Below are 14050 nucleotides of genomic sequence, written 5' to 3' on the forward strand. Positions count from 1 at the left end.
CACCCCCACGCCCCCCGCTCCGCGCTCGCGGCTCCGCGCACCCCCCATGTCGCGCCGATCTTGCAGTTTCTGTTGTCCGTATGAGTGGCATTGCCCCTTATGCGGCGACACAAAGTGCAAGATCGCTGGGGCTGGGGCTGGGGCTGGGGCTGGGGCTGGGGCTGGGGCTGGGGCTGGGGCTGGGGCTGGGGCTGGGCTGGGCTGGGCTGGGCTGGGGCGGCGGGCGACAGCCCGCCGCCCCACAGCACGGGCGTCGGTCAGCGGGCTGCGCGGTCGGCCAGTATCCGACGCGGGTTCCAGCGCAGTAGCCGGTAGCGGACCCGTCCGGTCCACGCCACCAGACGGCCGGAGGCGTCCGCGAGGGCGATCCGCCAGCGCAGCAGCACGGACGGCGGCAACGCGGTGGCGAGCAGGCGGGTCCGCCGATCCGCGCTGGAGGACAGCGCGCCACGGACCGCGCGCAGCGCCGGCGGCAGCGGCTCACCGGTCAGCGGGTCCCGCGCGTACCTGGCCCGTTCCTCGGCACGGCCGAGCAGCCGGGCCGCGCCGACCGCCTCGCCGTCGTCGGCGAGAGCGTCCCGGACCAGTCGGTCCGCGGTCGCCCGGGGCGTCTCGGTCGAGTCGACCCGGACCTTGAAGTCGACGAGCGTGTCGAGCAGCTCCGCCCAAGCGGCGTGGGCGTCCGCGCGAGCGCGACCGGCGTCCGCCTCGACCACCATCAGGCGTGCGTCGTCGGCCGGCGGCCCGTCGCCCGGGACGGTGGTGGCCGTCGTGGTGGCCGCCCGGCCGCCCCGCCGCCGCCGCAACGCCAGACGACGAAGCGCCGGCACCGCGAGCAGTGCCACCAGCGCGAGTACGCCCGCCAGCCACCACGGCCAGACCGGTGCCGGCTCGTCCGGCGTCGATCCGCCCAGGGAGAGCCCGGAATCGGTGTCCCGGTCGGCGTTGTCCGGACCGGCCGGCCCGGCCGACGAGTCCGCACCGGTCGGGCTGTCCGTGGCGCCGGTCTCCGGGGCGGACGGTTCGGGCGCGTCCGTGTCCGGAGCCCAGGCGGACCGGGTGGAGCCGGGAACCCCGTACGCCGGGGTGGCGTCGAACGGCACCCAGCCGACACCGTCGAAGAAGACCTCGGTCCAGGCGTGCAGGTTGAGGTTGGTCAGCGTGTACGTGTCGCCGTCGCGCTTGCTGCCGTTGGTGAAGCCGAACGCCACCCGCGCGGGGATGCCGGCCGACCGGACCAGCCAGGCCATCGCGGCGGCGTACTGCTGGCAGTAGCCGACCTTGTTGGTCAGGAAGTTGACGATGTCCTGGCCGCTGCTGCCGCTCTCGGTGCTGAGCCGGTACTTGAAGCCGTTGTCCGCCGAGAAGTGCCGGTAGATGGCCAGCACCCGGTCGTAGTCGGTGCGCTTGCCCTGGGTCAGCCCCTGGACCAGCTCCTCCACCTCGGGCACCGGGCCGGGGGTGGCGGTCTGCTGCCGGCGGACCGGGTGGTCGGCCGGCAGCGGCTTCGCGGCCCGCAGGGTCGCCGGGCTGTACGTCGAGCGGATGTAGTCGAACGTGTACTTGCGCCCCCGCGAACTCTCCCGGTTGGAGAAGACGATCTGCTGGTTGGGGTCGTAGAGCCAGTTGCCGTTCAGGTCCTGGGTGCGCACCGGTTCGGCGTACACCGGCATCAGCGACATGCTGAGGTTCTTGGTCACCTCGACGCTCGCCCGGTACTCGGTCTGCTGCACCCCGGGACCGACCCGCTCGTTCGGGTTGGGCAGATCGCGGTTCACCGGCCGGCCGCTCGCCGGGCGGGCCTGGAAACCACTCGGGCGCAGCTCGTCGGCGACGGCGTACCGCAGGTAGAACGGGTTCGGCTCGGACGTGGTCACCTTGACCAGGTCGGCCACCTCGGACTGGTTGAGCTGACCGGCGAGCGACGCGAACAGGTCGATCCGGCCGGACGAGCCGCCCGCGCCCCGGCCGGTGCCGCTGCCGTTACCCGTGCCCTCGGTGAGCCTGTTGAGCAGCCCACCGCTCAGGCCCGGGACCGCCAACGGCAGCACCACGGCCAGCACCACGCCGACCACGGCGAGCCGACGACCGGCGGCGGCCAGCGGGGACGCCTCCCACACGTCCACGTCACGACCGTCGCCGGTGAACCGCCGCCCGAACCGGCGTACCCGGTCGACGTTGTCGGTCACCAGCAGCCACAGGTAACCGGCGGCGCCCACCACGAACGGCGCCGGGGGGACGCTGTCCACGTAGACGGCGACCGGCACCGAGTAGATCGCGAGCATCGGCAGCCCGGCCAGCGCGGGCCGCCGCAGCCCCACCGCCAGCACGTCCACCAGTACGGCCACCCCGCCGACGCCGAGCACGGTGATGAACAGCAGCGGGTCGGTGTCCGGGACTTCGACGCCGTACGAGCGCATGTCCTGCGCGGAGCCGGCGAGCAGGTCGGCGAAATGCGCGATCGTGCTCGGCGTGGGCAGGACGGCCAGCAGCTCACTGCCGCTGGGGAACAGCCAGGTCAGCGCGAGCAGCAGGGCGGCAAGCATGCCGAGCACCTGACCCCAGAGTGGCGCGCGGACGAGCCGGGTCAGCGCGGCCACACCGGCCACCACGGCGACCGCGATCGCGCACTGGATCAGCCACGTCCAGGTCTGGAAGATGGCCGACAGCGGCGCGGCGGCGAGCAGCGTCGCGGCGGCCGCCACCGCGCCGGTGTTCCGGCTGGCGATCATGAGGGGAACCTTCCGTTCATCGCACCCGGCCAGCGACCGTCTCGGCCAGCGCGGCCCGCAGGGCGAAGCCCTGGGAGCCGCGGCCCGCCTGCGGCCACAGCGCCGGCAGTCGGCTGCCGTGGTCGGCGCCGACCACCCGCCAGCCACTGCGCACCATGGCGAGCACGGCGGCGCCGTGCGCGTGCTCCGCCTCGGCGCGAGCCTTCTCGGGGAGGCTCAGCCAGGTGGAGCTGTCCAACAGGAAACCGACACACGTCGCACCGTTGCCGCGGAGCCCGGCCAGTAGATCGGCCTCGGCGACGCTCACCGTGCCGAACAGTCCGATGATCAACCCGCCGTCGGCGCGCTGCCGGACCCGCTGCACCAACTCGGTCATCTCGGCCCGCTGGTCCAACCGCACCTCGGCCAGGTGGTCGAGCACCGCGCCGTCACCGCCGCCCTCGGAGGCGTCCACGTCGACTCCCGAGCCGGTGACCAGGCGCAGCTTGTAGCCGGCCTGGCGCAGGTGCACGGCGATGCTCGCGGCGGCCGAGACCGCCCACTCGAAACTCGCCGTCGGCCCGTCACCCCGGTGGCCGTACGCGCGGGTGTCCAGCACGACCGTCGCCCGGCTCTCCCAGGGCTGCTCCTCCCGGCGCACCATCAGCTCGCCGGTACGGGCCGTCGACTTCCAGTGCACCCGGCGCAGGTCGTCGCCGCGCCGGTACTCCCGGGTCGCCGCGTCGTCCTCGCCGTGCACCGCCACCGAACGCGCCCGGCTGTCGCCGCTGCCCGCGTACTCACCGGGGAGCCGGACCGACGGCAGCGGGGTGACCTGCGGGATGACCGTCAGATGGTCGGTGCTGGGAAAGGCGCGGGTGAGCTCGCAGAGACCGAACGGGTCGGTCATCCGGACCACCAGCGGACCCACGTCGTAACGACCGCGCACATCGGCGCGGACCGTGTACGCCACGGAGCTGGCCTGGTGTGCGCCGAGCCGTTCCAGCACGACGCGGGGCCGGCTGCCCAGCGCGTAGGGCAGCCGGTCCTCCAGCAGCAGGGTGCCGGTGGGCAGCCGGGAGAGGTTCTGCAGGCGCAGCACGACCCGCGAGTTGGCCCCGACCGGAACCCGGTGCGGGTCCAGCGACCGGTTGCAGGCCAGCTTGTAGCGGCTGCGGCCCACGTAGGCGGCCGCCAGCAGGGGCAGGATGGCCAGCAACAGGGCCACCCGGAGCAGGTCCTTCTCGCCCAGGATGACGGCCGAGACCGCCGCCGCGACCGCAGCCGCCAGGAACGAGCGCCCGCGGGTCGTCAGCCCGCGTAGCCCGGCACGCACGTCACGGCCTCCGCGGCTCGTAGGGCGGGCGACCGTTGCCGGTGGCGGGCCGGGTGTCGTACGGGTTGCGCTGACGGTCGTGCGGCAGGGGCAGTCGGTGCACCAGCTCGGAGACGATCGCGTCGGTGGTACGCCGGGCGAGCTGCGCGTCGGCCGTCGGGATGATCCGGTGCGCCAGCACCGGCACCGCAAGCGCCTGCAGGTCGTCCGGGAGGACATAGTCGCGACCCTCCAGCGCGGCGACCGCCCGGGCCGTGCGCAACAGCTGCAGCGTCGCCCGGGGGGACGCGCCGAGGCGCAGGTCGGGGGCCTCACGGGTGGCGGTGACCAGGTCGATCGCGTACTGCTTCACCGCGTCGGCGACGTGCACCTGCCGGACGGTGGCGATGAGCTGCCGGACGATGTCGGCGTCGGAGACCGGGCGCAGTTCGTTCAGCGGGTCGGTGGCACCGTGCCCGTCGAGCATCGCCAGCTCGGCGCCGGCGTCCGGGTAGCCCATCGCGATCCGGGCGGTGAAACGGTCCCGCTGCGCCTCGGGCAGCGGATACGTCCCCTCCATCTCGATCGGGTTCTGGGTGGCGATGACCATGAACGGGGTCTGGAGCTGGTAGGTCACGCCGTCGACGGTGACCTGCCGTTCCTCCATGCACTCCAGCAACGCCGACTGGGTCTTCGGCGAGGCCCGGTTGATCTCGTCGCCGACGACCAGGTTGGCGAAGACGGCGCCGGGACGGAACTCGAAGTCGTGGGTCTCCTGGTTGTAGACGCTGACGCCGGTGACATCGCTGGGCAGGAGGTCCGGGGTGAACTGGATCCGGCGGACCGTGCAGTCGATGGACCGGGCGAGGGCCTTGGCGAGCTTGGTCTTGCCGACGCCGGGAACGTCCTCGATGAGGAGGTGGCCCTCGGCGAGCAGGACGGCCAGAGCCAGCCGCACGGTGGCGGTCTTACCCTCGATGACCTGCTCGATGTTGGCCACGATGGCCTCGCTGGCGGCGCGGAACTCGTCGTGCGGCAACAGGCCGCCCACCTCGTCCCAGGTCTGTTGTGTCACGGGCCTCCTCCTCGTCGCCGTCACGGCAGCTCTGTAGAGAGCACCTGGACCCGCCGTTGGGTTCGCGACGTCGAGCCTCGTTTGCCGCAGGGATCTCACTGGCCTCTCAGGCTAACCATGTTTGTCGTTATCGCCGACCCCCGCAGGTAGTCCGCCGGTTACGCCCCGATATTCGCCAGCTCGGGGGAACGGGTCCGACCCCGCCCGGCGGCCGACGGGCGGAACCGTGCGCGCGGTACACTGCGGGGCATGGCCGGAGTCTTCCTGCTTCTTACCGGGCCGTGCTGATGCGCTGAACGCGCGACAGCACGGCGGCCCCTCCTGCGCGAGGGGCTTTTTTGTGCCCGCCGCCGGTCCGGCCCGGCGGTGCCGAGACGAAGCGAAGCGAAGCGAGGAGAGACGATGAGCGAGGCAGCCGCACCGGCGGGCGACATTCCCCCGTTCCGATACACCGCGGCCATGGCCGACGAGATCGAGACCCGTTGGCAGGACACCTGGGCGCGCGAGGGCACCTTCCACGCGCCCAACCCGACCGGCCCGCTGGCCGATCCGGGCCACCCCCGGGCCGGCGCGGAGAAGCTGTACGTGCTGGACATGTTCCCCTACCCGTCGGGCGCCGGCCTGCACGTCGGCCACCCGCTGGGCTACATCGGCACCGACTGCTACGCCCGCTACCAGCGGATGGCCGGGCGCAACGTGCTGCACGCCATGGGGTTCGACGCGTTCGGGCTGCCCGCCGAGCAGTACGCGGTGCAGACCGGCACCCACCCGCGGACGACGACGGTCGCCAATATCGAGCGGTACAAGGCGCAGCTGCGCCGGCTGGGGCTGGCGCACGACGAGCGGCGCTCGGTGGCGACCATCGACACCGACTTCTACCGCTGGACACAGTGGATCTTCCTGCAGATCTTCAACTCCTGGTACGACCGCGACGCCGGCCGGGCCCGCCCGATCGCCGAGCTGATCGCCGAGTTCGAGGGCGGCAACCGGGCCACCCCGGACGGCCGTGCCTGGGCCGAGCTGAGCGTCGCCGAGCGCCGCCAGGTCGTCGACGACCACCGGCTGGCGTACGTCTCGCAGGCGCCGGTGAACTGGTGCCCCGGGCTGGGCACCGTGCTGGCCAACGAGGAGGTCACCGCCGACGGTCGCTCCGACCGGGGCAACTTCCCGGTCTTCAAGCGCAACCTGAAGCAGTGGAAGATGCGGATCACCGCGTACGGTGACCGGCTGCTGGACGACCTGGACAGCCTGGACTGGCCCGAGCCGATCAAGCTGATGCAGCGGAACTGGATCGGCCGGTCGACCGGGGCGCACATCGACTTCGCCACGGCGGGGGAGCCGATCCGGGTGTTCACGACCCGCCCGGACACCATCTTCGGGGCCACCTACATGGTGCTGGCGCCCGAGCACGAGCTGGTCGACGCGCTGGCGCCGGCAGCCTGGCCGGACGGCACGCGGGACGCCTGGACCGGCGGGCACGCCAGCCCCGCCGAGGCCGTCGAGGCGTACCGCAAGGCCGCCGCCGCGAAGACCGACGTCGAGCGGCAGTCCGACTCCAAGGAGAAGACCGGCGTCTTCATCGGCGCGTACGCCACGAACCCGGTCACCGGCGGGCAGATCCCGATCTTCATCGCGGACTACGTACTGGCCGGCTACGGCACCGGCGCGATCATGGCGGTGCCCGCGCAGGACGAGCGCGACTGGGCGTTCGCCGAGGTCTTCGAGCTGCCCATCGTGCGTACCGTGCAGCCGGCGGAGGGCTTCGACGGCAAGGCGTACACCGGTGACGGCCCGGCCATCAACAGCGCCGCGCCCGAGCGCGGCCTGGACCTGGACGGCCTGGGTGTCGCCGACGCCAAGGCGGCGATCATCGCGTGGCTGGAGGCGAACGGGCACGGCACCGGCGCGGTGACCTACCGGCTGCGCGACTGGCTGTTCTCCCGGCAGCGCTACTGGGGCGAACCGTTCCCGATCGTGTACGACGAGACCGGCGCGGCCATCGCCCTGCCGGAGGAGATGCTGCCGGTCGAGCTGCCGGAGGTCGACGACTTCTCCCCGAAGACGTTCGCGGCCGACGACGCCGACAGCAACCCGGAGACCCCGCTGTCCCGGCGGCGCGACTGGGTCGAGGTCGAGCTGGACCTGGGTGACGGACCGAAGCGCTACACCCGCGAGACCAATGTGATGCCGCAGTGGGCCGGTTCCTGCTGGTACGAGCTGCGCTACCTGGACCCGACCAACAGCGGACGGTTCGTCGACGCGGAGAACGAGCGCTACTGGATGGGCCCGCGCGGCGAGGGCGACTGCGGCGGCACCGACCTGTACGTCGGCGGGGCCGAGCACGCCGTGCTGCACCTGCTGTACGCGCGGTTCTGGCACAAGGTGCTGTTCGACCTGGGACACGTGTCGTCGTTCGAGCCGTTCCGCAAGCTGTTCAACCAGGGCATGATCCAGGCGTACGCGTACACCGACTCGCGCGGCAGCTACGTGCAGGCCGAGGACGTCGTCGAGCGCGACGGCGCGTACTACCTGGAAGACCTGGTGGTCAACCGCGAGTACGGCAAGATGGGCAAGTCGCTGAAGAACGTGGTGACCCCCGACGACATGTGCGCGGCGTACGGCGCGGACACCTTCCGGGTGTACGAGATGTCGATGGGCCCGCTGGAGGTGTCCCGTCCCTGGGAGACCCGGGCGGTGGTCGGCTCGTACCGGTTCCTGCAGCGGGTGTGGCGGGCGGTCGTCGACGAGCAGACGGGCGAACTGCGGGTCACCGACGACCCGGCCGACGAGGCGACCCGCCGGCTGCTGCACACGGTGATCGACGGGGTCCGCGGCGACATGGACAACATCCGGTTCAACACCGCGATCGCCAAGCTGATCCAGCTGACCAACGGGCTGACCGCGCTGTCGGCGACGCCCCGCGAGGTGGCCGAGCCGCTGGTGCTGATGGTGGCGCCGTTCGCCCCGCACGTGGCCGAGGAGCTGTGGCGCAAGCTGGGCCACGACACCTCGCTGACGTACGCGGACTTCCCGACCGCCGACCCGGCGCTGCTGGTGGCCGACACGGTGACCTACCCGGTGCAGGTCAACGGCAAGGTCCGGGGCCGCGTCGAGGTGCCCGCCGACGCCGCCGACGAGACCGTCCGCGCGGCGGCCCTGGAGGCGGTGGCCACGTCGCTGGCCGGCAAGGAGCCCCGCAAGGTCATCGTGGTGAAGGGCCGAATGGTCTCCGTAGTCGCCTAACCCCACCCCACCCCACCCCGCCCGGTCTCGGCCCCGTCTCCACCCCGCCCCGTCTCCGCCCCGCCCCGTCCCCGCCCCGTCTCCGCCCCGTCGATCTTGCAGTTTCTGTTGACGTTCCGCCCCCTGTGTCAGGGTTTGTCGGGACAGAAAGTGCAAGATCGGCGAGGGCCGGGGGCGAGGGCCGGGGGCGAGGGGCGAGGGCCGGGGGCGAGGGGCGGGGGCGGTTAGGCCGGGATTTGCCGGCGACGTCGTTCGGCGCGCCACCATTGGTGTACGAGCACGACGCTGGCGATCAGACCGAGGCTGGCGGGGGCGGCGGCGTACCAGTTGACGTGCCCGGGGGAGCTGACGGCCGCGCCGATCGCCGCGTACCCGAAGGCGGTCGGCGCGGAGGCGATGACGCTGCCGGCCAGGAACGGCAGCACCCGGGCGCCGCTCGTGCCGTAGCCGTAGCTGACCAGTCCGAAGCCGGCGATCGGCAGCAGCCGGACGGTGACCACCCCGAACACGCTCTGCCGGGCGAACCAGCCGTCGAGGCGTGCCAACCGACCGCGTACCCGTTCGGCGACGAACTCCCGGCCCAGCAGCCGGCCGATCGTGAACCCGATCGCCGCGGCCACCAATGCCGCGCCCAGGGCGTACGCGGCGCCCTCCAGGGGGCCGAAGATCGCGCCTGCGGCGAGCGTGACGAAGGTACGGGGAACCAGCGCGACCAGCAGCAGTGCACCGCCGAGGATCGCCGCCACCGGCGCGAAGTCACCCAACTGGTCGGCGAGCGCCGGCAGCCGCGCCGGGTCCGGTCGGGGCGCCAGGAGCAGCAGCACCCCGCACGCGCCGATCAGGACGACCAGCAGAGCGAACCGGGCGGCCGACGGCTGCCGGAGCAGCCGCCGGACGGTGCGGATCATGCCCGGGCGGCGGCCACCGCTGAACGGCGCTCGTTGCGGAGCCGGTCGGGCCAGGCGTCGTCCAGGGGCGGGAGCTGATGTGCCCCGGTGGCCCAGCGCAGCAGCAGGTCGGCCAGGGCCGGGTTACGCGCCAGCGCGGGCCCGTGCGAGTAGGTGCCGAGGAGCTTGCCGCGCCAGGCGCCCTCGGTGGCGCCGTCGTTGCCGATCCCGGCGGTGACCCGCGCCAGGGGGGAGACCTCCGGGCCGAGGTGGGTACGCCCGCCGTGGTTCTCGAAACCGGTCAGCGCCGGCAGGCCCAACCGCGGGTCGATCTCACCTGCCAACTCGCCGACCGCCCGGCTCTCGCCCCGGTCGGACCGCAGGTCGAGCAGCTCCAGGCCGCGGCACTGCACGCCCTTGGCGAAGAAGGACGTCCCGAGCAGCTGGTAACCGGCGCAGACGCCGAAGACCACCGAACCCTGGGCGACCGCCCGGTGCAGACCGCCGTCGGCGAGGAGCCGCTGCGCGCCCAGCGCCTGCGGGCCGTCCTCGCCGCCGCCGACGAGGTAGATGTCGGCCGTCGCGGGCAGTTGCTGGTCGGAGCGGACCTCCAGTACCTCGACCGGCATGCCGCGCTGGCGGGCCCGCCGGGCCAGGATCAGCGCGTTGCCCCGGTCGCCGTAGGTGGACAGCAGGTCCGGGTAGATCCAGACGATGCGCAGGCTCTCAGTTGACACGGTCCAACTCCGCTCGGATGTCCTGGAACGCGGTGTAGTTCGCGATGACCTCCAGCCGCCCGGGCGGGACCGACCGGACGGCGTCGTCGAACGTGCGGACGTGCTGGAAGGGCACGTCGTTGACGTCCAGCCGAACCGCCAGGTCGTATGCCCGGTCGCCGGTGATCAACACCTGCCGGCCGCGCAGCGGTGCGAAGTCGACGTCGAACAGCCAGGAGGTGTCCAGCCCGTCGGGGTCGCGCGCGTTGATGGAGAGCAGGGTCGGCGCCTCGTCGGCCATGTCGAACGCCTCCAGCCAGCTGGCCGGGTTCTTGGCCAGCAGCAGCCGGATGTTGCGACCGTCCCTGTCGACCTGCGCGTACCGGCCGGCCACCGAGGTGACGATGCCGAGGCGGGACACCGCGTCGACGGGGCGTACGCCGAACTCGGACGCCACGGCCAGCGCGGTCGCCGCGTTGCCCAGGTTGACCTTGCCGGGTAGTTGGAGGGAGACCTTGTGCCAGGCCCCGGTGGGGTCGAGCACACCCTCGTCCTCGACGACCCAGTGCGGCTCCGGGCGGCGCAGGGCGCAGCCGGTGCACCACCACTGGTCGCCGGAGCGCGCGATGGTGGAGCCGCACTCGGGGCAGACCCAGGAGTCGTCGTGCCAGCGCTGGCCGGCGCTGAACCAGGTCACGTGCGGCGGGTTGATGCCGCGGGCCGGGTCGGCCGGCGGCGTGGCGGCCCAGACCACCATCGGGTCGTCGGCGTTGGCCACCACCCGCACGTTGGTGTGCCGCACCAGGGCCGCGCGCCAGAGCTGCGCCATCATGGCGACCTCCTTGGCGCGGTCGAGCTGGTCGCGCGAGAGGTTGAGCAGCGCGACCACGTGCGGCTCGGTCGACTCCAGCACCTGGGCGAGGTAGTGCTCGTCGACCTCCAGCACCGCGTAGGGGGTGCTGCCTGCCTTGGCCAGCGCCGAGGTGTGCCCGCTGGGCATGTTGGCGCCGAAGGAGTTGGTGGCGACCCGGCCGAGCACGCCGACCGCGGCGGCGGTCAACCGAGTGGTGGTCGTCTTGCCGTTGGTGCCGGAGACGAGCGCGATGGCGCGTCCGGCCGACAGGTGCGCCAGCAGGTCCGGGTCGATCTTCAGCCCGATCCACCCGCCGATCACCGAACCGTCGCCACGACCGGCGGCCCGGGAGAGCGCCGCGGCGGTCCGTGACACGGAGCTCGCCACCTTGGCCCGTAGGGGCATTTTCGCGTCCGTCACGCGAGCGAGGTTACCGGACCGCCCGCCTCGCCAGATCGCCGCCGACGGGGAACCGTTCGGCCGTGGCGTTCGTGCGGGAGGTCGGCCCGCGCTCCACCGGACGGAGTCGATCTATGTCGGAAAGCGGACCACGCCGGGCGGGCGCCCGGGCCCTCCACTGCGCTCCACCCCCTGTGACGTGCGGTTTTGCGAGCGGATCGGACGCGCCACGCGGGCGAATCTGGTTGCAGGTGGAGGGAAGTGGAGTAGAGTGGGGCCCAATGGTGAGGCCGGGAGGGCTCACCGGCCCGGGGGGTCAGCGGCGCCGCGAACGCCGCTCAAGGGCGAGGGGGTTGGGCCGATGTTCCTCGGCACCCATACCCCACGCCTCGACGAGAAGGGCCGGTTGATCCTTCCGGCCAAGTTCCGGGATGAGCTGGCGGGGGGTGTCGTGGTCACAAAAGGGCAGGATCGCTGCCTCTATGTCTTTCCGACACCCGAGTTCCAGCGGATAGCGGAGCAGTTGCGCGCGCAGCCGATGACACACAAGGCGTCCCGGGCCTACAGCCGGGTCTTCTTCGCGAGCGCGCACGACGAGGTGCCGGACAAGCAGGGCCGCGTGACGATTCCGGCGCACCTTCGTGCGTACGCGGCGCTCGACCGTGACCTGGTGGTCATCGGCGCGAGCACGCGGGTGGAGATCTGGGACAAGACCGCCTGGGAGACCTACCTCGCCGAGAGCGAAGACGACTTCGCCGACATCGAGGAGGGGGTGCTGCCCGGCGGTCTGTAGGGCGGAACGGCGCCCGACGTACTGCGAGATCTCCAGCCGCTTTCGAGTTCCTGGCATCACTTCCCCGGTGCCAGGCGCACGATCCAGTCATCCGGCGAGAGCCGGTGTCGGGCGGGAGCGGATGGGGATCTGGCGGTACGACGGCAGCGCCGTCTCCACGGCAGGCGCGCGACAAGAACGGACGTTTCAACCAGTGGGGGTCATCATGGGGGAGTTGCGCGGCACGCACGTGCCGGTGCTGCTCGAGCGGTGTCTCGAGCTGTTGTCCCCCGCGCTGGGTCGAGGCGGCCGGACGGTGCACGTCGACGCGACGCTCGGCCTGGCCGGGCACGCGGAGGCGGTGTTGGAGGCACACCCGGAGACGGTCCTGATCGGGCTCGACCGGGACACCGAGGCGCTCGCCCACGCACGGGTGCGGTTGGCGCGGTTCTCCGACCGGGTGCACCTGGAGCACGCCGTCTACGACGAGCTGCCCGAGGTGCTCGAACGGCTGGGTTATCCGGGCATCGACGGGATCCTGTTCGACCTGGGTGTCTCGTCGCTGCAACTGGACGCGCCCGACCGCGGGTTCGCGTACGCGCAGGACGCGCCTCTGGACATGCGGATGGACCAGACCCGGGGGGTGACCGCCGAAGAGGTGGTCAACACGTACGGCCATCCGGACCTGGCACGCGTGCTGCGGGTGTACGGCGAGGAGAAGTTCGCCGGTCGGATCGCCTCGGCGATCATCCGCGAGCGCGAGCGCGCCCGGATCACCTCGTCCGCGCGCCTGGCGGAGCTGGTTCGGGATTCGATTCCGGCACCAGCGCGACGAACGGGTGGGCACCCGGCAAAGAGAACGTTTCAGGCTTTACGGATCGAGGTAAACAGAGAGCTGGCAGCGCTGGAGACAGCGCTGCCGTCCGCGCTCGACGCACTGACCGTGGGTGGTCGCATGGTGGTCCTGTCCTACCACTCGCTGGAGGACCGGCTCACCAAGGCGGCGCTCGCGGACCGGGTCCGCAGTAAGGGCCCGGTCGACCTCCCCGTCGAGCTTCCCGGGTCCGGTCCGACGTTCCGGCTGCTCAGCCGGGGCGCCGAACTGGCCGGGGAGGCGGAGGTCACCGCGAACCCGCGCGCCGCCTCGGTGCGGCTGCGGGCCGCGGAGCGACTCGACCCGAACGCGACGGAGCAGGGGCGGACCGACCGCGAACGGTCCCGCCGACGAGTGAAGGCGATGCACCAACCGGGGACGGGGTCAGCGGGATCCGTGGGGGATCCAGCGGCGCCGGCGGACGGCAGAGGGACGGATATAGAGGGGGAGGGGACATGAACATTGACAAGCGCGACCGCCGGGACATCACCGGCGGCGGGCAGCGCGCACCGCGGTCGGGGGGCCGGACCGCGGCGGAGCGAGCCCCGCGCGTGGGGAACGGTACGCCACGCATCGATCGGGTCAACCGGCAGGGGGAGACTCGCGCCCGGGGGGCGCGCGAGTTCCCCACCCAGGGCAGCGCCGCGCTGCGTCCGGCCGAGAAGGCGACCGCCACGGCGACGGCCCGCTCGCCGCGGCTGCGGGTTGCGCCGCCGCCGCCGGTGTCGGTGCCGCGTGCGCCGTTCGCGGCGCTGATCGTGCTGCTGGTCGTCGGGGGGGTCTTCGGCATCCTGGCGGTCAACACCAAGATCAATGAGAACGCGTTCCGGCTGGAGAAGCTGCAGCAGCAGCAGGCCCGACTGGACCTGGAGAAGCAGCAGCTCGACAAGGAGATCGCCGACGCCAAGGCGCCGGGAAACCTGACCGCCGAGGCACGTCGTCTGGGCTTGGTGGACGCCGGTGAGCCGGCGTACATCCGGATGCCGGACGGCAAGCCGATCGGCGTGCCGAAGCCGGCGACCGGCGAGCCGTCGGTCACCAGCCAGGGTGCGGGAGGCTGACCGGTGCCACCAAGGTCGGACGAGCCGCGCCGGGACCCCACAGGGTCCCGGTGGCGAAGTTCCGCGCCGCCCGGCGGATCTGGGCCCGGCTCATGCGTGACGACTTCGGCGCCAACAATCCGAAGTCGATGATGCTGCGCTTCC

Annotated in this window: 10 protein-coding genes and 1 pseudogene; 5 read left to right on the top strand and 6 right to left on the bottom strand. The window is 72.4% G+C overall.

Features of this window, described 5'->3' with window-relative positions:
• Nucleotides 1-257 precede the first annotated feature (257 nt).
• The 3 genes from ABZV06_RS17900 to ABZV06_RS17910 are packed head-to-tail and all read right to left on the bottom strand — an operon-like array spanning nucleotide 258 to nucleotide 5101.
• A complete protein-coding gene (locus tag ABZV06_RS17900) occupies nucleotides 258-2732 on the bottom strand; it encodes a DUF3488 and transglutaminase-like domain-containing protein (protein ID WP_355236612.1) in 2475 nt (824 codons plus the stop codon).
• A 16-nt stretch (nucleotides 2733-2748) separates the two neighbouring features.
• Nucleotides 2749-4047 (bottom strand): DUF58 domain-containing protein, encoded by a 1299-nt coding sequence (locus ABZV06_RS17905; protein ID WP_355622636.1) that lies wholly within the window; start codon nucleotides 4045-4047, stop codon nucleotides 2749-2751.
• Between the two features lies 1 nt (nucleotide 4048).
• Nucleotides 4049-5101 carry a MoxR family ATPase gene (locus ABZV06_RS17910; protein ID WP_355236618.1) on the bottom strand — a complete coding sequence of 351 codons (1053 nt, stop codon included), beginning with the start codon at nucleotides 5099-5101 and terminating at the stop codon, nucleotides 4049-4051.
• 402 nt (nucleotides 5102-5503) lie between these two features.
• On the opposite strand from ABZV06_RS17910, the gene leuS reads away from it, so the two are divergent.
• Nucleotides 5504-8344, top strand: a complete 2841-nt coding sequence (gene leuS, locus ABZV06_RS17915; protein ID WP_355622639.1) for a leucine--tRNA ligase — start codon at nucleotides 5504-5506, stop codon at nucleotides 8342-8344.
• Nucleotides 8345-8568: 224 nt separating this feature from the next.
• Here leuS and ABZV06_RS17920 read toward each other — a convergent pair whose 3' ends face one another.
• From ABZV06_RS17920 to ABZV06_RS17930, 3 genes are read right to left on the bottom strand one after another with little or no spacing between them, the layout of a single operon-like run.
• The gene (locus tag ABZV06_RS17920; RefSeq protein ID WP_355622642.1) at nucleotides 8569-9252 is read right to left on the bottom strand and encodes a VTT domain-containing protein; all 684 of its coding nucleotides are present in this window, start codon (nucleotides 9250-9252) and stop codon (nucleotides 8569-8571) included.
• Entirely contained in the window at nucleotides 9249-9968 is a 720-nt protein-coding gene (locus tag ABZV06_RS17925) for a glutamine amidotransferase (protein WP_355236627.1), read from the bottom strand. Before ABZV06_RS17925 ends, ABZV06_RS17920 begins: the two co-directional genes overlap by 4 nt.
• A complete protein-coding gene (locus ABZV06_RS17930) occupies nucleotides 9958-11205 on the bottom strand; it encodes a MurT ligase domain-containing protein (RefSeq protein ID WP_355236993.1) in 1248 nt (415 codons plus the stop codon). Before ABZV06_RS17930 ends, ABZV06_RS17925 begins: the two co-directional genes overlap by 11 nt.
• Before the next feature lie 355 nt (nucleotides 11206-11560).
• Between ABZV06_RS17930 and mraZ the strand changes: the two genes are divergently transcribed.
• The 4 genes and pseudogenes from mraZ to ABZV06_RS17950 all read left to right on the top strand — a co-directional run.
• Entirely contained in the window at nucleotides 11561-11992 is a 432-nt protein-coding gene (mraZ, locus tag ABZV06_RS17935) for a division/cell wall cluster transcriptional repressor MraZ (RefSeq protein ID WP_355236630.1), read from the top strand.
• Between the two features lie 205 nt (nucleotides 11993-12197).
• On the top strand, nucleotides 12198-13304 hold the full coding sequence (rsmH, locus tag ABZV06_RS17940) for a 16S rRNA (cytosine(1402)-N(4))-methyltransferase RsmH (protein ID WP_355622651.1): 1107 nt from the start codon (nucleotides 12198-12200) through the stop codon (nucleotides 13302-13304).
• Nucleotides 13301-13906, top strand: a complete 606-nt coding sequence (locus ABZV06_RS17945) for a septum formation initiator family protein (protein WP_355236633.1) — start codon at nucleotides 13301-13303, stop codon at nucleotides 13904-13906. Before rsmH ends, ABZV06_RS17945 begins: the two co-directional genes overlap by 4 nt.
• 50 nt (nucleotides 13907-13956) lie before the next feature.
• Nucleotides 13957-14050 (top strand): annotated as a pseudogene (locus tag ABZV06_RS17950) (methylmalonyl-CoA mutase family protein); the annotation flags it as partial.

Source organism: Micromonospora sp. NPDC005172 (assembly GCF_040608555.1).
In the GTDB taxonomy this organism is placed as follows: Bacteria; Actinomycetota; Actinomycetes; order Mycobacteriales; family Micromonosporaceae; genus Micromonospora.